The organism is Leucobacter holotrichiae (genome assembly GCF_055791005.1).
This window is the reverse complement of record NZ_JBVUAC010000003.1, coordinates 143,639-162,712: the sequence shown is the minus strand read 5'-3', so window position 1 is coordinate 162,712 and position 19,074 is coordinate 143,639. Positions and strand designations below refer to the sequence as shown.

19 protein-coding genes are annotated in these 19,074 nt (G+C 66.6%); 10 read left to right on the top strand and 9 right to left on the bottom strand.

The annotated features are described in order from the left end of the window. Window positions 1-234 precede the first annotated feature (234 nt). The 7 genes from nrdH to AC0KXF_RS06070 all read left to right on the top strand — a co-directional run bounded on the left by nrdH (window position 235) and on the right by AC0KXF_RS06070 (window position 7,344). Window positions 235-468 carry a glutaredoxin-like protein NrdH gene (gene nrdH / locus AC0KXF_RS06100; RefSeq protein WP_024356182.1) on the top strand — a complete coding sequence of 78 codons (234 nt, stop codon included), beginning with the start codon at window positions 235-237 and terminating at the stop codon, window positions 466-468. A gap of 159 nt (window positions 469-627) precedes the next feature. Continuing rightward, the gene (gene nrdI / locus AC0KXF_RS06095) at window positions 628-1,029 is read left to right on the top strand and encodes a class Ib ribonucleoside-diphosphate reductase assembly flavoprotein NrdI (protein WP_223042559.1); all 402 of its coding nucleotides are present in this window, start codon (window positions 628-630) and stop codon (window positions 1,027-1,029) included. Between the two features lie 62 nt (window positions 1,030-1,091). Beyond that, window positions 1,092-3,197 (top strand): class 1b ribonucleoside-diphosphate reductase subunit alpha, encoded by a 2,106-nt coding sequence (gene nrdE, locus AC0KXF_RS06090; RefSeq protein ID WP_473108416.1) that lies wholly within the window; start codon window positions 1,092-1,094, stop codon window positions 3,195-3,197. A 53-nt stretch (window positions 3,198-3,250) separates the two neighbouring features. Then, window positions 3,251-4,219, top strand: coding sequence for a class 1b ribonucleoside-diphosphate reductase subunit beta (nrdF, locus tag AC0KXF_RS06085; RefSeq protein ID WP_223042558.1), 969 nt, complete (start codon window positions 3,251-3,253; stop codon window positions 4,217-4,219). A 325-nt stretch (window positions 4,220-4,544) separates the two neighbouring features. After that, a complete protein-coding gene (locus tag AC0KXF_RS06080; RefSeq protein WP_473108316.1) occupies window positions 4,545-5,309 on the top strand; it encodes a hypothetical protein in 765 nt (254 codons plus the stop codon). A gap of 454 nt (window positions 5,310-5,763) precedes the next feature. After that, on the top strand, window positions 5,764-6,822 hold the full coding sequence (locus AC0KXF_RS06075; protein WP_473108315.1) for a Fic family protein: 1,059 nt from the start codon (window positions 5,764-5,766) through the stop codon (window positions 6,820-6,822). 66 nt (window positions 6,823-6,888) lie between these two features. Continuing rightward, complete coding sequence (locus AC0KXF_RS06070; RefSeq protein ID WP_473108314.1) at window positions 6,889-7,344, top strand: DUF3817 domain-containing protein; 456 nt, start codon at window positions 6,889-6,891, stop codon at window positions 7,342-7,344. 16 nt (window positions 7,345-7,360) lie between these two features. Here the strand turns inward: AC0KXF_RS06070 and AC0KXF_RS06065 are convergent, their stop codons facing one another. The 4 genes from AC0KXF_RS06065 to AC0KXF_RS06050 all read right to left on the bottom strand — a co-directional run bounded on the left by AC0KXF_RS06065 (window position 7,361) and on the right by AC0KXF_RS06050 (window position 10,693). Further along, window positions 7,361-8,095 carry a Pr6Pr family membrane protein gene (locus AC0KXF_RS06065; RefSeq protein WP_473108313.1) on the bottom strand — a complete coding sequence of 245 codons (735 nt, stop codon included), beginning with the start codon at window positions 8,093-8,095 and terminating at the stop codon, window positions 7,361-7,363. Window positions 8,096-8,128: 33 nt separating this feature from the next. After that, window positions 8,129-8,944 carry an MFS transporter gene (locus AC0KXF_RS06060; protein ID WP_473108312.1) on the bottom strand — a complete coding sequence of 272 codons (816 nt, stop codon included), beginning with the start codon at window positions 8,942-8,944 and terminating at the stop codon, window positions 8,129-8,131. Further along, window positions 8,890-9,504 (bottom strand): MFS transporter, encoded by a 615-nt coding sequence (locus AC0KXF_RS06055; protein WP_473108311.1) that lies wholly within the window; start codon window positions 9,502-9,504, stop codon window positions 8,890-8,892. Before AC0KXF_RS06055 ends, AC0KXF_RS06060 begins: the two co-directional genes overlap by 55 nt. Window positions 9,505-9,640: 136 nt before the next feature. Then, the gene (locus AC0KXF_RS06050; protein WP_473108310.1) at window positions 9,641-10,693 is read right to left on the bottom strand and encodes a PucR family transcriptional regulator; all 1,053 of its coding nucleotides are present in this window, start codon (window positions 10,691-10,693) and stop codon (window positions 9,641-9,643) included. Window positions 10,694-10,914: 221 nt separating this feature from the next. Here AC0KXF_RS06050 and ppnP point away from each other — a divergent pair, with 221 nt between their 5' ends. From ppnP to AC0KXF_RS06035, 3 genes are all read left to right on the top strand, one after another. Continuing rightward, window positions 10,915-11,229, top strand: a complete 315-nt coding sequence (ppnP, locus tag AC0KXF_RS06045; RefSeq protein WP_473108309.1) for a pyrimidine/purine nucleoside phosphorylase — start codon at window positions 10,915-10,917, stop codon at window positions 11,227-11,229. A gap of 109 nt (window positions 11,230-11,338) precedes the next feature. Continuing rightward, entirely contained in the window at window positions 11,339-11,596 is a 258-nt protein-coding gene (locus AC0KXF_RS06040; RefSeq protein ID WP_473108308.1) for a type II toxin-antitoxin system Phd/YefM family antitoxin, read from the top strand. After that, complete coding sequence (locus AC0KXF_RS06035) at window positions 11,596-12,006, top strand: PIN domain-containing protein (RefSeq protein WP_473108307.1); 411 nt, start codon at window positions 11,596-11,598, stop codon at window positions 12,004-12,006. The genes AC0KXF_RS06040 and AC0KXF_RS06035 overlap by 1 nt, the downstream gene beginning before the upstream one ends. Before the next feature lie 96 nt (window positions 12,007-12,102). Here AC0KXF_RS06035 and AC0KXF_RS06030 read toward each other — a convergent pair whose 3' ends face one another. Genes AC0KXF_RS06030 through AC0KXF_RS06010 form a run of 5 tightly spaced genes read right to left on the bottom strand, consistent with a single transcriptional unit; the run spans window position 12,103 to window position 19,052 of the window. Continuing rightward, complete coding sequence (locus AC0KXF_RS06030; RefSeq protein ID WP_473108306.1) at window positions 12,103-13,791, bottom strand: ABC transporter ATP-binding protein; 1,689 nt, start codon at window positions 13,789-13,791, stop codon at window positions 12,103-12,105. Beyond that, window positions 13,788-14,690, bottom strand: a complete 903-nt coding sequence (locus AC0KXF_RS06025; RefSeq protein WP_223042544.1) for an ABC transporter permease — start codon at window positions 14,688-14,690, stop codon at window positions 13,788-13,790. The genes AC0KXF_RS06030 and AC0KXF_RS06025 overlap by 4 nt, the downstream gene beginning before the upstream one ends. After that, window positions 14,687-15,745, bottom strand: a complete 1,059-nt coding sequence (locus AC0KXF_RS06020; RefSeq protein ID WP_473108305.1) for an ABC transporter permease — start codon at window positions 15,743-15,745, stop codon at window positions 14,687-14,689. The genes AC0KXF_RS06025 and AC0KXF_RS06020 overlap by 4 nt, the downstream gene beginning before the upstream one ends. Beyond that, the gene (locus AC0KXF_RS06015; protein WP_473108304.1) at window positions 15,745-17,382 is read right to left on the bottom strand and encodes an ABC transporter substrate-binding protein; all 1,638 of its coding nucleotides are present in this window, start codon (window positions 17,380-17,382) and stop codon (window positions 15,745-15,747) included. The genes AC0KXF_RS06020 and AC0KXF_RS06015 overlap by 1 nt, the downstream gene beginning before the upstream one ends. Beyond that, window positions 17,379-19,052, bottom strand: coding sequence for an amidohydrolase (locus AC0KXF_RS06010; protein ID WP_473108303.1), 1,674 nt, complete (start codon window positions 19,050-19,052; stop codon window positions 17,379-17,381). Before AC0KXF_RS06010 ends, AC0KXF_RS06015 begins: the two co-directional genes overlap by 4 nt. Between the last annotated feature and the right edge of the window lie 22 nt (window positions 19,053-19,074).

Sequence of the window (19,074 nt, the reverse complement as noted above, 5' to 3'; positions counted from 1 at the left end):
CACGCCGGGGAGCGGGTGTGGGGGAAAAATTTTTCGGGCCGATCGGCCTGTGGATAACCCCGTGAGAGACGCGGAACTCCGCCGAAAGTTCTCCCCAAGCGGCGCCCGGCGGCGGTGGAAATAAAGTGGAAAACTACAGCGTTGTAACTACTGCATCTTGTGGTCGGTGCAGGTGTGGTTCACTATATGTAGTGCCCCGGACGGGGCGCGTGACTTTTGGAAGAGGGGCGTGAAATGGCCATCACGGTGTACACCAAGCCGTCGTGCGTACAGTGCACGGCGACCTATCGGGCGCTCGACAGCAAGGGGATCGAGTACGACGTGCTCGACCTCTCGCAGGACGAGGCGGCGCTGGAAACGGTGAAGGAGCTCGGCTACCTCCAGGCTCCCGTGGTGGTGACCGACGACGAGCACTGGTCGGGCTTCCGCCCCGACAAGATCTCGGAGCTCGCCGGGCGCCTCGCGTAAGCGACTCGGGATCGGGCCTGGTGATGCGTTCATCGTGCGCCCGACACACTGTCATCATTTCGAACCGCTGCGGCGGGTGGAGCCCGAGGGCTCGGCCCGCCGCAGCGGTTCAGCAGCGAGGGGCCGAGGGGCCCGGGGGATCGCTCGGAGGTGGAGAACATGACCGACCTGGTGTACTTCTCCAGCGTCTCGGGCAACACGCATCGTTTCGTCCAGAAGCTCGATCGCCCGGCTCTGCGCATTCCCCTGTACCCGCGCGAGGAGCCGCTCGTGGTCTCCGAGCCGTATGTGCTGCTCGTTCCCACTTACGGCGGCGGGCCCGAGACACGGGCCGTGCCCAAGCAGGTGATCCGCTTTCTGAACGACGAGCGCAATCGCAAGCTGCTGCGCGGTGTGATGGCGGCCGGCAACACCAACTTCGGTGAGGCCTACGGGATCGCGGGCGACATCATCGCCCGGAAGTGCCAGGTGCCCTTCCTCTATCGATTCGAACTCTTTGGAACCCCGGACGACGTCACAGCCGTCCAAGAAGGATTGGAACAGTTTTGGGCTCTGCAGTAACAACCGCTGACGCAGCGAGCGCCGTGATCGAGGCCGGCCACGAGTCGTCGAAGATCAGCGACATGGATTACCACTCGCTGAACGCGATGCTCAACCTGTACGACGCCGACGGCAAGATCCAGTTCGACAAGGATCGCGAGGCCGCGCGCCAGTACTTCCTGCAGCACGTCAACCAGAACATGGTGTTCTTCCACAACTTCGAAGAGCGCATGCGCTACCTGCTCGACAACGACTACTACGAGCGTGAGCTCATCGAGCAGTACTCGTTCGACTTCATCGAGAAGCTGCGCGACGAGGCGTTCGCCATGAAGTTCCGCTTCCCGACGTTCCTCGGCGCTTTCAAGTTCTTCACCTCCTACGCCCTCAAGACGTTCGACGGCAAGCGCTACCTCGAGCGCTTCGAGGACCGTGTGGTGATGGTCGCGCTCGGCCTCGCCCAGGGCGACGAGGAGCTCGCCCGAGGGTACGTGCGCGAGATCATCTCCGGTCGTTTCCAGCCGGCGACGCCCACCTTCCTGAACCTGGGCAAGGCGCAGCGCGGCGAGCTGGTGTCGTGCTTCCTGCTGCGCATCGAAGACAACATGGAGTCGATCTCCCGCGGCATCAACTCCTCGCTGCAGCTCTCGAAGCGCGGCGGCGGCGTCGCGCTCTCCCTGTCGAACATCCGCGAGGCCGGTGCTCCGATCAAGAAGATCGAGAACCAGTCTTCGGGCATCATCCCCGTGATGAAGCTGCTCGAAGACAGCTTCAGCTACGCGAATCAGCTCGGCGCGCGCCAGGGCGCCGGCGCCGTCTACCTGTCGGCCCACCACCCCGACATCATGAAGTTCCTCGACACCAAGCGCGAGAACGCCGACGAGAAGATCCGCATCAAGACGCTCTCGCTGGGTGTGGTCGTGCCCGACATCACCTTCGAGCTCGCCAAGAAGAACGAGGACATGTACCTGTTCTCGCCCTACGACGTCGAGCGCATCTACGGCGTGCCCTTCGGTGACATCGCGCTCTCCGAGAAGTACTACGAGATGGTCGACGATGCCCGCATCAAGAAGACCAAGATCAGCGCCCGTCACTTCTTCCAGACCATCGCCGAGCTGCAGTTCGAGTCGGGGTACCCCTACATCGTGTTCGAGGACACGGTGAACCGGGCGAACCCGATCAAGGGCCGCATCAATATGTCGAACCTCTGCTCCGAGATCCTGCAGGTCAACACCCCGACCACCTACAACGAAGATCTCAGCTACGACGCGATCGGCAAGGACATCAGCTGCAACCTGGGCTCGATGAACATCGCCATGATGATGGACGGCGAGCACTTCGGCAAGAGCGTCGAACTGTCGATCCGCGCGCTCACCGCGGTGAGCGATATGAGCCACATCTCGTCGGTGCGCTCGGTCGAGGACGGCAACGAGAAGTCCCACGCCATCGGCCTCGGCCAGATGAACCTGCACGGCTACCTGGCGCGCGAGCGCGTGCACTACGGCAGTGAAGAGGGCATCGACTTCACGAACATCTACTTCTACACGATCCTCTTCCACGCCCTGCAGGCGTCGAACACGATCGCGCGCGAGCGCGGCACGAGCTTCGACGGCTTCGCCGACTCGAAGTACGCCTCGGGCGAGTTCTTCGACAAGTACACCGAGCAGGTGTGGGAGCCCGAGACCGAGCGGGTGCGCGAGCTGTTCGCGAACGCGAACATCGCGATCCCCACGCAGCAGGACTGGCGCGAGCTCAAGGCGAAGGTCATGGAGCACGGTCTGTACAACCAGAACCTCCAGGCCGTGCCGCCCACCGGCTCGATCTCGTACATCAACAATTCGACCTCGTCGATCCACCCGATCGCCTCGAAGATCGAGATCCGCAAGGAGGGCAAGCTGGGGCGGGTGTACTACCCGGCGCCGTTCCTCACGAACGACAACCTCGAGTACTACGAGGACGCCTACGAGATCGGCCCCGAGAAGATCATCGACACGTACGCCGCTGCGACCCAGCACGTCGACCAGGGGCTGTCGCTGACGCTGTTCTTCAAGGACACCGCGACGACTCGCGACATCAACAAGGCGCAGATCTACGCATGGCGCAAGGGCATCAAGACGATCTACTACATCCGCCTGCGTCAGCTCGCGCTCGAGGGCACCGACATGTCCGAGTGCGTCAGCTGCATGCTGTGACACTCTGATCAGAGCCGATTTTTACTGAATCCACCGGAGTAGGAAAGAACCCGATGAACTTCAAGCTGGGCCACGTGGTGCAGGCGATCAACTGGAACCGGATCGAGGACGACAAGGACCTCGAGGTCTGGAACCGTCTCGTGAACAACTTCTGGCTGCCCGAGAAAGTACCGCTGTCGAACGACGTGCAGTCATGGGCGACGCTCACCGACGCCGAGAAGCTGCTCACCATGCGCGTGTTCACCGGCCTCACGCTGCTCGACACCATCCAGGGCACCGTGGGCGCGGTCTCGCTGATCCCCGATGCGATCACCCCGCACGAAGAAGCGGTCTACACCAACATCGCCTTCATGGAGTCGGTGCACGCGAAGAGCTACTCGTCGATCTTCTCGACGCTGTGCTCGACGAAGGAGATCGACGACGCCTTCCGCTGGTCGGTCGAGAACCCGAACCTGCAGAAGAAGGCTCAGATCATCGTCGATTACTACGAGGGCGACGATCCCCTGAAGCGCAAGGTGGCCTCGACGCTGCTCGAGTCGTTCCTGTTCTACTCGGGCTTCTACCTGCCGATGTACTGGTCCTCGCACGCGAAGCTGACCAACACGGCAGACCTGATCCGCCTCATCATCCGCGACGAGGCCGTGCACGGTTACTACATCGGCTACAAGTTCCAGAAGGGTCTCGAGAACGAGACCGAGGAGCGCCGCCAGGAGCTCAAGGACTACACGTTCTCGCTGCTCTACGACCTCTACGAGAACGAGGTCAAGTACACCGCCGACCTCTACGACCCCGTCGGGCTGACCGAGGACGTCAAGAAGTTCCTGCACTACAACGCGAACAAGGCGCTCATGAACCTCGGCTACGAGCCGATGTTCCCCAAGGAGATGACCGACGTCAACCCGGCGATCCTGTCGTCGCTGTCGCCCAACGCCGACGAGAACCACGACTTCTTCTCGGGCTCGGGATCGAGCTACGTGATCGGCAAGGCCGTCGCCACCGAAGACGAGGACTGGGACTTCTGAAACCCCTGTAGGAATAACGAATTATGCCCGGCCCCTGCGCTCCGCTCTAGAGTCGTGGGAGTCGGGCATTTTTTGTTCGTGCCCACATTTTGCCCACACTTTCGTCCGGCCAGTGCAGCAGCGCGAGCGCTGAGATTCGCGGCTACGTCGTCAAGGTGTTGTCAAAACAGGTCGGCGTACACGTCCATCGTCCTTGCGGTGCTCGCGCGGGCATTCGCTACACCACTTTTGAGTTCGCACCCGCACTCGCGCCTTTCAAATACTCAGCCAACCTGTAAACGCATGAGAGGACAGGGAAATCCCCGGGGTGGGGATGTCGGATCATATGAGCGAAATCGAGAGCATCGGCGAATTGATCGGAGCGCAAGGACCATGGGTGGCCGGCGGCGCAACGGCTCTCTACGTCGGCAAGAAGCTATTCGGTCCTTCACTTGACAAGGCCGGAGAATGGCTCGCTCAAGTCGGCGAGAAACAAGCTATCAACCTGTGGAATACCTTGACCAAGGTTCCCGAAAGTGAAGCGGTGTGGGTACCTCACCTCAGAACGGCGATAAAGGTGCTCAACGATGCCTCGCTGTACGATGATGACCTCATGCAGACCTATGTGGCTGGCATGATTACGGGTTCCAGAAACGCAGACGGTAGCGATGACCGCCCCGTCTACTATCTCACCGTCATGGACGGACTCAGTGCCGCCCAGCTTAGGTGCTTTCACGTTCTATACTCCGCCGCAGCTTGGCTCGGCGCTCAGGCACCCGAAGGGCACTTCAAGTTCATATCGATCAGCGTCGAAGAACTCAGAGCTAATCTCCGCCTGCTCCAACCTGAGGGCTCACCGGAATCTGATTACATGCCTGCGATTATCACGCTCGAAGCAGAGGGGCTTATACACGCTGTAGCAGTTACCGATGACGAAGGCGACGAGTGGAGAGTGTCATTCAAGCCGACGCTTCTAGGTGTACTGCTTTTTGATTGGGCGCACGGATTCAGCGACGAGAATATCTTTGCATTCCCCCGGGACAGCTACCCCAACAACGGGCTTCCGAAGCTCTCGTTTAGGGAGCCGTCAGCGGATCAATCGGTGCGCTAACGTCGGCGGACCTTTCTCGGTGGGTCGGGGGTTCTTCAGATCGTGTCGGCGGGCGGACTTCATCAGGCCGGAAAGGGCAACAGTAGCAGCCGGTTGACCGCGTCGGGCATGAGTCCCGCTTCGGAGTGCAGATTGCTGAGGTGCAGGATCAGGTTACGTCCGGTAGGCGCGAGGGTCACGGGGATCGTGACACACCCAATGTAGGCCGCATCTGCGAGGAGCCGGATCAATTACTAACACTTAATTGAATAAGTGTTGGTAACATGAAGATGTGCCCACGCCTCCTGTTCGCTCTCGAATTCCGATCGATCCGGTTTCGTTTGAGACTTTCGATTGGAGGCCACGCGCGCCTGAAATGCACTCGCGTGCGGAGGTGGAGCGCCAAACCGGACCGTACCGGGCAGCTGTGGCGGCAGCGATCGCAGACTGGTCGCCTCGTGTCGTCTCAGAGGACTTGGCCGACATTGAGGATGCGACGCGGCGGCTAGTCGAGTTCGACCGTCATGCGCAGCGCCGGCTTGGTTCCGATAACCCCGCGCTCGGACCGATGACGGCGATCCTGCTCCGCACGGAATCGGCATCTAGCTCTCAGATCGAGCGACTGACGACGTCGGCGAAGCAGCTCGCCCTCGCTGAGATCGACGAGGGCGACAAGGCCAACGCGCTCACCGTCATCGGCAACGTACGCGCTATGGAAGCGGCGCTCCGGCTCGCGGGTGACATCAGCGAGGGCTCTATCCTCGCGATGCACAGAGCGCTGATGCTTCACCAGCGCGGTTTCGATCCGGCTGACGCCGGGCGCTTCCGCGAGGAGCAGGTATGGATTGGGCCAGGTGAAGCAGGCCCGAGGGTCGCCGACTTCGTCGCGCCTCATCATGAGCGTATTCCAGAGGCGATCGCGGATCTTGTGCGCTTCGCGAGACGAGAGGATGTCCCGGTGCTCGTTCAGGTCGCCGTTGCGCATGCGCAGTTCGAGACGATCCATCCGTTTCCCGATGGGAATGGCCGCACGGGACGGGCCCTTGCACAGTCGATCCTTCGCAATAAGGGACTGGTCGGCTCGACCGCAGTGCCGGTGTCGGCAGGGCTCCTCGTTGAAGTCGACCGCTATTTTGCGGCGCTGGGTTCGTTTCGCAGCGGCGATGCCGCACCGATCGTTCGGGAGTTTGCGAAGGCAAGCCGGATTGCCGCCACGACGGGCACCAGGCTCGTCGACGATCTCGTTGCGCAGCTCGATGACTCTCGGGCAAAGTTGAGGGGTCTTCGCTCGGATGCTGCGGCGTGGAAGGTGCTCCCGGTGCTCGTGGGGCAGCCTGCAGTGAATACGAGGTACTTGATGAGCGAGCTCGGTATCGGTGAAATGGCTGCGCTTCGCGCGCTGGGTACCCTCACCGAGCGCGGTGTGCTCGCCGAGACCACGGGCCGAACTCGTGGACGAATCTGGCAGCATCGCGGCATTATCGGCGTGCTCGACGACTACGCCGCTGAGATTCGCCGAATGTCCGCGCACTGACCTACCCCTGAGGCCGCCCCCGAGGCGAACCGCGAATCGTCAGGTCGCACCGGATACGGTTGAACCATGTCGCCCCGCCTGCTCTTCCGCACCTTCGCGTTCGCCGAACTCGTCACCTGGGCGGGGCTGATCACCGCGCTCATCCTGCGCGGCACGGGAGTCACCGACGCGATGGTCACGCCGGCGGGCGGAGTGCACGGCTTCGTGTTCCTCGCGTACTGCGTCATCACCGTTTTCGTCTGGGTGAACGACCGCTGGCCGTTCGGTGCGGGCGTGCTGGGGCTCGTCACCGCGGTCGTGCCGTTCGCGACGCTGCCGTTCGAGCTGGTCATGGATCGGCGGGGCCGGCTGGGGCGCAGCTGGCGCTTGGCGCCCGGCGGGGATGAGCCCCACGGCTTCGTCGAGCAGGTGCAGGCGTGGGTGCTGCGTCACCCCCGGTGGTCGGTCGTGATCCTCCTCGCCGGTGTCACCGTGGTGTTCTCGGTGCTGCTCTGGCTCGGCCCGCCGATTCCCAAGGGGTAATCGTGGGGATCGAGGATCAGCGCGCCGCCATCCGCCCCAGCAGCCGGTCGATCGCGACGTACACGTAGCCGACCCCCACGAGTACGACGGAGAGCACGAGCACACGGATCACGACGCCGCCGACGCCGTGCGTCGCGACGTCGAGGAACGGATAGGGGTAGGTTCGGCCCGGCAGGAACTCCCCGCCGAGACCGCCGTAGACCAGCGCGAACGCGAGGTAGGCGTAGGGGATCAGCGCCCACAGCAGCGGGTCGGTCCACCGCAGTCGGCCCTTCGGCACGAACAGCAGCCAGTCCGCGATGAGCAGGCAGGGGGTGACGATGTGGATCAGGTTGTCGGTGAGCGAAAACGGCCGGTAGTCGCCGCCCTGCACGAACGCCGAGGGCACGAGCACCACGAGGTACACCAGCATCGTCACGGTGATCGCCATCATCACGGCGCCGCTCCACCGCGCCGACGGCGTCGAGAGGCCGCGAGTGCCCGAGCGGCGCAGATCCCGCAGCGTGCGCACCACGAGCAGGACCACCCACCCCAGGCAGAGCACGTTGCTGAGTACGGTGTAGAAGAGCAGGGCGTTCCAGCTCGGGTCGGGCGTGAGGATCCCTGTGATCCTCACGATGCCGGTCGTGATGATCACGAGCGCCGCGATCCGGAATCCCAGCACGAGAACCCGCAAAGAGCATGCTCCCTCGAGGAGCAGCCCCGGGCGCGGGGTCGTGCGTTCCTCGGCTGTGGCTGAAATGCGCGTCATGCGCTCATTCCATCACGTCCCCAGCCCGCGTCGCTACACGGTCTGAATCGGAGCGGTGCCCACCTCGCCCTGCACGTCGACGAGGTCGGTGCGCGCGGTCTCCGGCGTGAGGAGGAGGCCCACCAGCGACAGGGCTCCGATGAAGATCAGGAAGAACGCGGGTGCGCTGGGGTTGCCCGTGGTCGCGATCAGCCAGGTGCCGATGAGGGGCGCCACGCCGCCGAAGAGCATGGCGCCCACGTTGAAGGGCAGCGCGAAGCCCAGGTAGCGCGAGCGCGTGCCGAACATCTCGGTGAAGAAGGACGGGAACACGGCGTCGTTCATCGAGAAGAACACGAGCGAGACGATCAGCACGATCGTCGCGAGCAGCACGCCGCCGAGCGAGAACAGTGTCATGATCGGGTAGCTGAGCACGATGAACGCGATGCTCGCGATCATGAGAGTGCGCTTGCGTCCGAATCGATCGGAGAAGCGCGCCATGACGGGGATGAGGATCAGCTGTGCGACGAGGCCGATCGTGACGACGAGGGTCGAACTCGCCTCGCTCATGCCCGCCTCCTCGATGAGGAAGGTCGGCGTGTAGCTGAGCAGCAGGTAGTAACCGCCGGCGTTGAGTGACATCACGAGCAGCACCTTCAGCATCGCGGGCAGGCTCGCGCGCACCTCGGACCAGTGACCGGCGCGGCCGACGGCGTCGCGCTGCTGCCGCGCGATCTCCTGCTCGCGGCGTTCGATCTCCTGCACGCGACGGAACTGCGGGGTGTCCTCGAGCCGCGACCGCAGCCAGAGACCGATCAGGCCGAGCGGACCGGCGATGAAGAACGGGATCCTCCAGCCCCACTCCTGCATGAACTCGGGAGAGAAGAGGCGTAGAGAACCGTGGCCATGAGCGAGGCCAGCAGGAAGCCGGCCGCCGCGGCCATCGGCACCACGCTGGTGAGCAGGCCGCGCAGCCTCGGCGGCGCGTACTCGGCGACGAAGGTGCCTGCGCCCGCGTACTCGCCGGAGGCTGAGAAGCTCTGGGTCATGCGCAGCAGGAGCAGCAGCAGAGGCGCAGCCACGCCGATCACCGCATATCCCGGGAGGCAGCCGATTAGGAAGGTGGCTCCCGACATGATGATGATCGTGGTGGCGAGGATGCTCTTGCGCCCGATCCGGTCGCCGAGGCTTCCCCAGACGAAGGCGCCGATCGGGCGCACGAGGAAGGAGAGCGCGAACACCGCGAAGGTGCTCAGCAGTGCGACCGTGCGGTCTTCGGAGGGGAAGAACACGACCGCGATCGTCGTCGCCAGGTAGCTGTAGCTGGCGTAGTCGAAGTACTCCAGCAGGGTCCCGAGGCCGCTGGCGATGAGCACGCGGCGCAGGACTGACCGGTTCTCTGCGTCTGCGGGGGAGGCGGTGGTGGACATGCGGAGGCTCCTCATCGAGTACCGGATCGCGGTGGCTGTGCTGCCGCGAGGTCGGGGTGACCTAGCACATGATGGCATCCGCGCGACTCCGGGAGAATCGCCGTGGCGTCAGGTGCGAGCATCCGAGGTTGTACGTTCAGGCCAATCCGGACGAGTGGTCCCCGTGCCCACTGGCCTTCAAGGCCAGCCAGAGCTCCGTCTGGGTGTCGATGCTGTCGAGATCATGGCCGATGAGCTGCGCGATGCGCTGAATCCGGTTGCGCACGGTGTGCCGATGGATGCCCATCCGCTCCGCCGTCGCCTCGATCGAGCGCCGCTCGACGAACCACAGGTGGAGTGTGCGCAGCAGGTCCTCACCCCCGCGCGAACGGGTGATCGGGTCGAGGGCGGCTGATGCGAACGCCTCGAGGTAGGAGGGGGAGGCGACGCGGATCAGGAACTCGTGCGCTGCGCCATCGAGGTACTCGATCGGCGTACCGAGGCGACGACTGGTCTCCAGCGCGGAGACGGCCTGACGCATGCTGCAGGAGACGTGCTCGGGCGGCACCGGTGTGCCGATGCCGATCGGGACCTCGAGGCCGTAATCGACGAGCGGCTGGCGGGGGTCGATGGGGACGAGGCACTCCACGATGCGCCCGCGGTGGCGGATGAGTGCGGTGGCGAGGATCACCGCGAGGTCGTCGACGAGCACCTCGGCATGGGTCTCGTCGCGCGCCTCGATGACGAGCCCGCGCAGTTCGTCGGTGCCGGAGCCGATGCCGCGGAGGTAGGCGCGGACGCCGCCGGCGTCGCCGAGTTCGAGCACCCGCTTCAGCTGAGCGGCCCGTCGACGCCGGGCGGGCTCGTCGAGGAGCCAGTGGCGCTCGTACTCGAGCGCCAGCAGCGAGCGCAGAGCCGGCGAGGCGAGTTCGGCGCTCTCGTCTTCGGCGGGGACGCGGGCGAGATAGCCGCGCACCGTGCTGTTGCCCGCGAACGCGGTGAGCTCGAGGATGCCGGTCGTTTCCTCTCGCTCCCCGGCACCATGACGGCCCGACTGCAGGCGCCGCACCTCGGGCGAGAACGACGCGCTGCGGCCGAGAGGGCGCCCGAGCCGGTTGAAGACGGCGACCGCCTCTCCGGTGCGCTGCTGCCACCCCGCGAGCAGTCGATCCGCTCCTCCGCCGCGTGTCACGACCGCGGTGAGTTCCATCTGGATCTCGAGTGCGCGCTGCAGAGCCGCGGAGGAGGGGGTGTCGGGATTTATGCTGCGACTCTACTCGGCGCCGAAGCTGCGGAGTGGAATCGGGGGCGAAACTCGCGTGACCGAAATGTACTCCAGGGCGATATTGGGCAGGTGCCCGTTTCCCTACGCTGAGGGCGGGGCCCGTGCGTTGCGGGCAGCGAAGTTCGACCGCTGGAAGGAGCGACCGCATGATCGGCCAGAACGAGTATTACGAGGGCCAGGTGCGCAGCCTGGAGTTCATGAACAAGAAGGGGAACTTCACCGTCGGCGTCATGGAGCCCGGCGAGTGGACCTTCGAGGCACCGTGCAAGGAATGGATGCGCCTCATCAACGGCAGCTGGGATGTGCAGCAGCCCGCGGGACAGGGCGAGTGGAAGACCTACGGCGAAGGCGAGCAGTTCGAGGTTCCCGGCGGCACCGACTTCACGGTGCGGGTCACCGACACGGTTGCCTACATGTGCCCCTACACCGGGGAGTTCCTCGGGTGGAAGAACGCCGACTAGACCCTCCTCGCCGACGGCGGATCCGCCCGGCTGATCGCCGTCCTCCCGAGCAATCCCGGGCATTATGTCCAGTCTGGATAGCATGCCCGGGATTGCGTAGCCTTGATGCATGACGACGACCTGGCAACTGCAGGATGCGAAGCAGCGCTTCAGCGAGGTGGTGCGCGCCGCTGAGGCCGGCGAGCCGCAGGTCATCACCAAGCACGGGAGAGAGGTCGCCGTTGTGATCGAGTACGCGGGTTATCAGAGATCCCTCGAAGCGCATGGGGGCTTGAAGGAGCTGCTGGAGGCGGCCCCGTTTCCCGATGACTTCGAGTTCTCGGAGCGTCCGACCTGGTTGGAGCGAGCGACGGGGCTTGAGAGCTGATGCCCAAACTGCTGGTCGATACCAATGTGCTCTCAGAGGCGCGCAGGCCCAAGCGCAACCCGGGCTTCGAACAGTGGTGGTCGGGCGTAGCGGAGAGCGATCTGCACATCTCGACGCTCACCCTGGGTGAGATCACGCGCGGGATCCGCCGGCTCGAGGCCCGCGATCCGGAGCGGGGCCGCGAGCTCGAAGAGTGGTACATCCGGGTGAAGCAGGGCTTCGGATGGCGGATCATCGAGGTCGATGACGAAATCACCGAGTGTTGGGGCGAGATCACCGCTGGAGCGCCCAGGCCGGACATCGACGCGCTTCTCGCGGCCACCGCGATCGTCAACGGTATGACGTTCGTCACGAGAAACGTGAAGCATATGGAGGGGCTGCCGGTGCGGGTGTTCAATCCCTTCGATTGAGCGCTGAACCCGAGCCCTTTCTTCGAATCTGAGCGGACTATCGGGGCTGAACGGCCCGTGCCCGAGGGAAGGGCTCGGGTTCGCGCGGGACGTTCCCTACGCGGCTCGCTGCCAGAGCGGCTCGGGGCGGGACGCGAGCAGACGGCGCGTGTACTCCTCACGGGGCGCGCCGAGAATCTGCGCGGTGCGCCCGTGCTCCACGACGCGACCGCGCTGCATGACGAGGGTCTCCTCGCAGATCCGCGACACCACGGCGAGGTCGTGGCTCACGAACACGATCGTGAGGCCGAACTGCTCGCGTACCTCCTCGACCAGCTCGAGCACCTGCGCCTGCACCGACACGTCGAGGGCGCTCGTCGCCTCGTCGAGCACGAGCATGCTCGGCTGCGCGGCGAGCGCCTTCGCCAGGGCCACGCGCTGCCGCTGCCCGCCCGACAGCGCCCGCGGGCGCGAGGCCAGGTGCTCGGGCCGGATCCCGACGCGTTCGAGCAGCGCACCGGCCTCGCGCTCGGCTTCGGCTCGCGAGGCACCGCGGTGCAGCCGCACGACGTCGGCGACCGCGCGTCCGACGGGGATCCGGGGGTCGAGCGAGAGATAGGGATCCTGGAACACCATCTGCGTGTGCGCGGCGAGTGCCCGCCGCTCCGAGGCGTTCAGCGGCCGCTGCTGCCGCTCGACGCCGTCGACCGAGAGCACTCCCGCGCTCGGCTCCTCGAGGCCGACGATGATGCGGGCCAACGTCGACTTGCCCGATCCCGATTCGCCCACGATGCCGAGTGAGCCGCCCTGCGCCAGTTCGAAGCCGACCTCGGACAGGGCGTGCACGTCTTCACGACCCGGTACGCGGTAGTGCTTCGAGACGCCCTCGGCGCGGATCGCAGGCGAAGGCGGCGATGCCGACAGGGTGAGCGCGGAATCGGCGGTGATGGGCAACGCGGAGGTCGAGAACTCGATCCGATCGGCTCCCGTCTGCGCTGCCGCCGCGCCCGAAGTGTCGCCGAATCGGCCCAGCTCGATCCGCGGCGTCGCCGCCAGCAGTTCGCGCGTGTACTCCTCGCGCGGGGCGCGGAACACATCAGCGGTGGCGCCCTCCTCCACGACGAGCCCGCCCCGCAGCACCACCACCCGCTCGCAGAGCGACGCCGCGAGCCCCAGGTCGTGCGTGATGAACAGCATGCCCATGCCGCGGGCCTGCTGCTGCTCGCGCAGCAGCTCGACGATGCCGGCCTGCGTGGTGACGTCGAGCGCGGTCGTCGGCTCGTCGCAGAGCAGCAGCTCGGGCTCGTCGAGCAGGGCCGCCGCGATCATGACGCGCTGCAGCATTCCCCCGGAGAGCTGGTGCGGGTACTGCTCGAGCAGCGCCTCGGCGCGCGGCAGCCCGACCTGTTCGAGCTGGGCGACGGCGCGTGCGGCGGCATCGGCGCGGCTGAGGCCGTGCCAGCGCACGAGCGTCTCGGTGAGGAAGTCGCCGAGGGTGCGGACGGGGTTGATGCCGGATCGCGGATCCTGGAAGATCATCGACGCGCGGGTGCGGCGGATCGCACGCAGCTCGACGGGGGTCGCGGTGACGGTGTCGACGCCCGCGACCCGCACCGAGCCCGTGAGCGATGCGTGCTCGGGGAACAGGCCGAGGGCGGCGCGGGTGGTGAGCGATTTGCCCGATCCCGATTCGCCCACGAGCGCGACTGATTCGCCGACCGCGACCGAGAGCGAGACGCCGTGGAGCAGCGGCCCGCGGCTGGGGACGCGCAGGGTGAGGTCGTCGATCTGCAGCAGTTCGGTCATGAGAAGTTGCCTCCGATCCGGTCGGACAGTTCTTCGCCGATCACATTGATGGCGACCACCACGAGCACCACCACAGCCGCCGGCACGAAGGTGGGCAGCAGCGCGCCGCTCATGAGCGCGCCGCGGCTCTCGTTGATCATCGAGCCCCAGTCGGCGGTGGGCGCCTGCACGCCGAGGCCGATGAACGACAGCGCGGCGAGGTCGGCGAGCACGTAGCCGAAGTTGAGCGTCGACTGCGCGCCGACGGTGGGCACGACGTTCGGCAGCACCCGGCTGAACGCGATCCACGAACTGCGGAAGCCGAGCACCCGGTAGGCCTGCACGTAGGGGCGCGAGCGCTCGGCGATGATGAGTCCGCGGGTGAGCCGCGCGACGTAGGGGATGTACGCGATCGTCATGGCGAGCACGGGCGCGAACAGTCCCTTGCCGAAGAGCGCGACGCCGAGCATGGCGAGCAGCATCGCCGGGAACGAGAACAGGAAGTCGAACACCCGCGACAGCACCGCGTCGAGCCAGCCGCCGCGCCACGCCGCGACGAGTCCCAGCACGAGGCCGAGCGCGGTCGACCCGAGCACCACGATGAGCGGGCCGATGAGCGAGGTGCGCGCCCCGAACATGAGACGCGTGAGCAGGTCGCGGCCGAGCGCGTCGGTGCCGAGCCAGTGCGCCCACGTGGGGCCGGCGAGCACGTTCTGCAGGTCGACGTGGTCGGGGTCGTAGGGCGCGATCAAGGGGGCGAACGCGGCCGCGAGCACGACGGCCGCGACGAACACGACGGCGATCCGGCCGGTGACGGTGAAGAGACCGCGGCGCTTCGGCTTCACGGGTACGGTGAGGGCGCGGGTGCCCTCGGGGGGAGCGGGCGTCGCGGCGCGCGAGGGGCTGGCTGCGGTGCTCATCGGGTCTCCGTTCCCGCGGCGACGCGCGGATCGATCAGCGGTTGGATGAGGTCGACAACGGTGTTGACGGTGACGAAGGCGACCACCACGACCAGCACGATCGCCTGCACGACGGGGAAGTCGAGGCGGTCGACCGACTGCACGAGCAGCGAGCCGATGCCCGCCAGCCCGAAGGTCTGCTCGACGATCGCGCTCGACACGAGCAGTCCGGCGACGAGCACGCCGCTCACCAGCAGGATCGGGCTGATGGAGTTGCGCAGCACGTGCCGCAGCACCACCGACGACTTCGTAAGCCCTCGGCTGGTCGCGACCTCCACGTGCTCGCGCACGAACTGCTCGTTCATCGACGATCGTGTGACGCGCGCCACGAGTGCGACGAAGGCGAGCCCGAGTGCGAGCGCCGGCAGTACAAGGTGCACGAAGCGGTCGATCCCCTCGTCACCGCTGCCGAACGACGGGAACCAGCCGAGCTGCACCGAGAACACCGCGATGAGCAGGATCGCGATGACGAACGACGGGATCGCGCCGAGGGCGGTCGAGGTGATGAGGATCGCGCGATCCGCGAACCTTCCGCGGCGCAGGCTCGCGAAGATGCCGGCCGCGAGACCGAGCACGGTGATGAGCACCGCGGCCATCGCCACGAGCTCGAGGGTGACGGGCAGGCGCTGCATGAGCACGTTCGAGACGTCGTCGCGGTACTGCAGGGAGCGGCCGAAGTCGCCGCGCAGCACGCCGCCGATCCAGCTCAGGTACTGCTCGATCGGCGACCGGTCGAGGCCGTACTGCCTGGTCACCTCGGCGATCGCCTCGGGGCTCGGACTGCGGCCGCGCAGCAGGAAGCGCGCCGGATCCCCCGGCACCACGAAGCGCGAGAAGAACACCACGAGCGAGGCGGCGAACAGGGTCGCCACGAGCCCCGCGAGGCGCCCCGCGATGAAACGCGCGGTGCGGGCGCCGCGGCGCGATCCGCCTTCGCTCCCGGAACTCCCGCTCTCGCGCAGGCGCACGGCGCGCGTCTGCGTCTCTGCACCGGGTCCCATTGCGGTGTCGCTCATCACTCGGCCCTCCCGATCGTCGCGGCCCAGGGGTAGTACATGTAGTAGATGGAGGGATCGACGCCCGTGATCCGCTCGCCCATCCACAGCGTCGCGGGCAGGTCGATGAGCGGGATCCAGGGCAGCTCCTCGCTCGCGATCCGCTGCGCCTCGGCCGACAGGAAGGACCGCTCGCCCGCGTCGTCGGTCTGCAGAGCGCGGTTCACCACGTCGTCGAACTCGGGGTTCGACCACTGCCCGTAGTTGGAGAACTCGCCGGTGCGCAGCACCGCGTACTGTTCGAGCGGATCGGTGCTCGACAGGTACCAGGTGGTGGCGAACAGGTCGACGCCCTCGATCGCCGAGGGGTCCGAGAAGAGCAGCGTATAGGCGTTCGGCGTGCGGGTCTCGATCTCGATGTCGAGACCGATCTCGCGGCCCGCCGACGCCACCGCCTGCGAGATCACGTCGAACGACGAGTCGAGCGGCGCGGTCACGTAGGTGATCTTCGTCCCCTCGGCACCGGCCTCCTCGACGAGCCGCTTCGCCTCCTCGAGGTCGTAGTCGTGGTCGGGCAGACCCTCGAAGGCCTCTCTGGTGGCCTCGGGATCCCCGTTGACCCACACCGACTCCGAGGTCAGGGCGTCGGTCGGGCTTCCGTATCCCTGCACCGCTGCCCGCACGAGCGCCTCGCGGTCCAGCGCCATCGTGAGCGCCCGTCGCACGCGCGGGTCGCCCAGCGGCCCCTCCATGTTCGAGACCACGAGACTCTGCACGGTCGCGTTGGTGCCGAAGTAGACGGAGCCGGTGTCGCTCGCGCGCAGCACGTCGATGGCGTTGCTCGGGATCGTCCAGGCCCCGTCGATCTCACCCGTCTGCAGGGCGTTCACCCGGGCGTTCGGATCGTTCAGGATCACGAAGGTCATCTGCTCGGCCCTGGCCCGCAGCTCGGGATCCCAGTAGTCGTCGAAGCGCTCGAGCGTGATCGACTCGCCGGCGCGCCACTCGCCGAAGCTGAAGGGGCCGGTGCAGTTGACGCCGGCGGACTGATTGCCGTAGTCGGAGCCGGCGGCCTCGGTCGCAGCGGCAGACTGGATCACGCCGGGTGCCGCCGACATGAGCTGATTGAACTGCGAGTCGGGCACGACCGTGCGCACCGTCACCTCGTGCTCGCCGGTCTGCTCGATCGTATCGACGTTCTTGAAGGTGTCATACCAGAACGAGGCCACCTCGGGATCGAGGTGCCGGCTCAGCGACACCACGACGTCGTTCGGGGTCATCGTCGTGCCGTCGTGGAACTTCACTCCCTCGCGGATCGTGTACACCCAGCTCAACGGGTCGGGGTGGTCGACGGCCGTGGCGAGTCCGGGTGACTGCGACAGGTCGGAGTTCCAGCGCAGCAGCGACTCGCACATGTTCGAGAGCACCGTGTTATCGGCGTAGTCGAAGGCGTAGGCGGGGTCGAGCGAGTACGGCTCGGTCGAGAGCGCCCAGGTGAACGAGTCGATATCTCCCGCGGGTGTCGGCGTGTGCGCGGTCAACTCGAAGGTGCCGGCGTCGCGGCCGACCGCGCTCTGTCCGCAACCGGTGAGGGAGCCCGTGAGCGCGCCGACGAGCAGGATCGCGGCGCCGGAAGCCGCGATCCGTCGCGCGCTCACGCCGCGCCCTCCGCGCGAGCGTAGACGCGCTCGCCGCCGATCCACGTCTCGTCGACGACCGCGGTGTGGATCGCCTCGGGCTCCAGATCGAAGAGGTTGCGATCGAGGATCGCGAGGTCGGCGTAGTAGCCGGGTACCAGCCGCCCGGTCGCATGGTCGAGGTGGTTGATGCGCGCCGTGCCTTGCGTGTAGGCGTCGAGCGCCTGGGGGAGCGTGAGCTTCTGGTGCTCGGGCCCGAGCGGCGGTCGCTGCTCGCCCGGGGCGACCCGGTTCACAGCGACGTGGATGGCCTGGATCGGATCGGGGCTCGACACCGACCAGTCGCTGCCCGCGGCGAGCGACGCACCCGCAGCAGCGAGGGCTCCGAAGGGGTAGTGATCCTGCTCGGCGTCCTCCCGCATGAAGGGGAGCGTGAGCTCGTCGAGCTGATCCTCGTGGCATGCCCACAGCGCCTGGATGTTGGCCGTCGCGCCCAGCTGCGCGAAGCGGGGCACGTCTTCCGCGCGCACCACCTGCAGGTGGGCGAGGTGGTGACGGTTGTCGGAGGCGCCGTTCTCGGTGAGCGCGTGCTCGAGCGCGTCGAGCGCGTCCGTGACCGCGCGGTCGCCGAGCGCGTGGAAGTGCACCTGCACGCCCTCGCGGTCGAGGGCCGCGACGAAGCGTGCCATGTCGGCGGGATCGAAGAAGGAGATGCCGTGGTTCTCCGTGGCGTTGCCGTGGTGGTCGTGGTAGCAGTCGTGCATGGCCGCGGTGAAGTTCTCGGCCACGCCGTCGACCATCACCTTCACCGAGGCGAGCGAGAGGCGATCCGCATCGCACTCGGCGGCGACGGAGTCGCGGTGGGCCAGGATCGGTGCGAGCTGCGCGTCGCCGTCCTCGCGGTTCCACCACTGCGCTCCGCGCACGCGCACTCTGAGAGTGCCCTCCCGGGCGGCGCGCAGATAGGTCTGCACCGTGTCCGGGCTGCCCATGAACTTCCCGACGGCGGCGTCCTGCCAGGCCGTGATGCCGAACGAGACGAGGTGATCCTGCGCGGCGAGGAGGCCCGCGTACGCCTGATCCTGCGTGGCCCGCGGGCGCACCGCGTCGAACAGGCCCATCGCGCCCTCGTGCGCGGTGCCCGCGGGGGTGCCGTCCGGCTCGCGCTCGAGGCGGCCGTCTGCGGGATCGGCGGTGCCGGCGTGGATGCCGGCGAGTTCGGCAGCGCGGGTGTTGAACCAGGCGCCGTGGTGGTCGCGGTTCTCGAGGAAGACGGGGCGATCGGGCACGACGGCGTCGAGCGCCCGGCGGGTGGGCGTGCCGCCGGGGAAGGCGTCCATCGACCAGCCCGCGCCGAGGATCCAGTCGAGTTCGGGGTGCGCCTCGGCGTAGGCCGTGATCGCGGCGAGCGTCTCCTCGGCGGTCTCGCAGGCCGAGAGGTCGCAGCTCAGCAGTTCCATGCCGGCCATGACGGGGTGCACGTGAGCGTCTTGGAAACCTGGGATGAGCAGGCGGCCGTCGAGATCGACGCGCTCGGCCGCGGTCTCGGCGAGCTGGGCGACCGTCTCCGCGTCGGTGCTGAGGATCCGGCCGGCGGCGACGGCGAGGCCTCCGCGTCGGGGCGCGGCCTCCGTGCCGGTGTAGAGCCAGCCGTTCTCAAAAACGATGTCTGCGTGCGGGGTGTCGGTCACCGGTGCCTCCTGGGTATCGCCA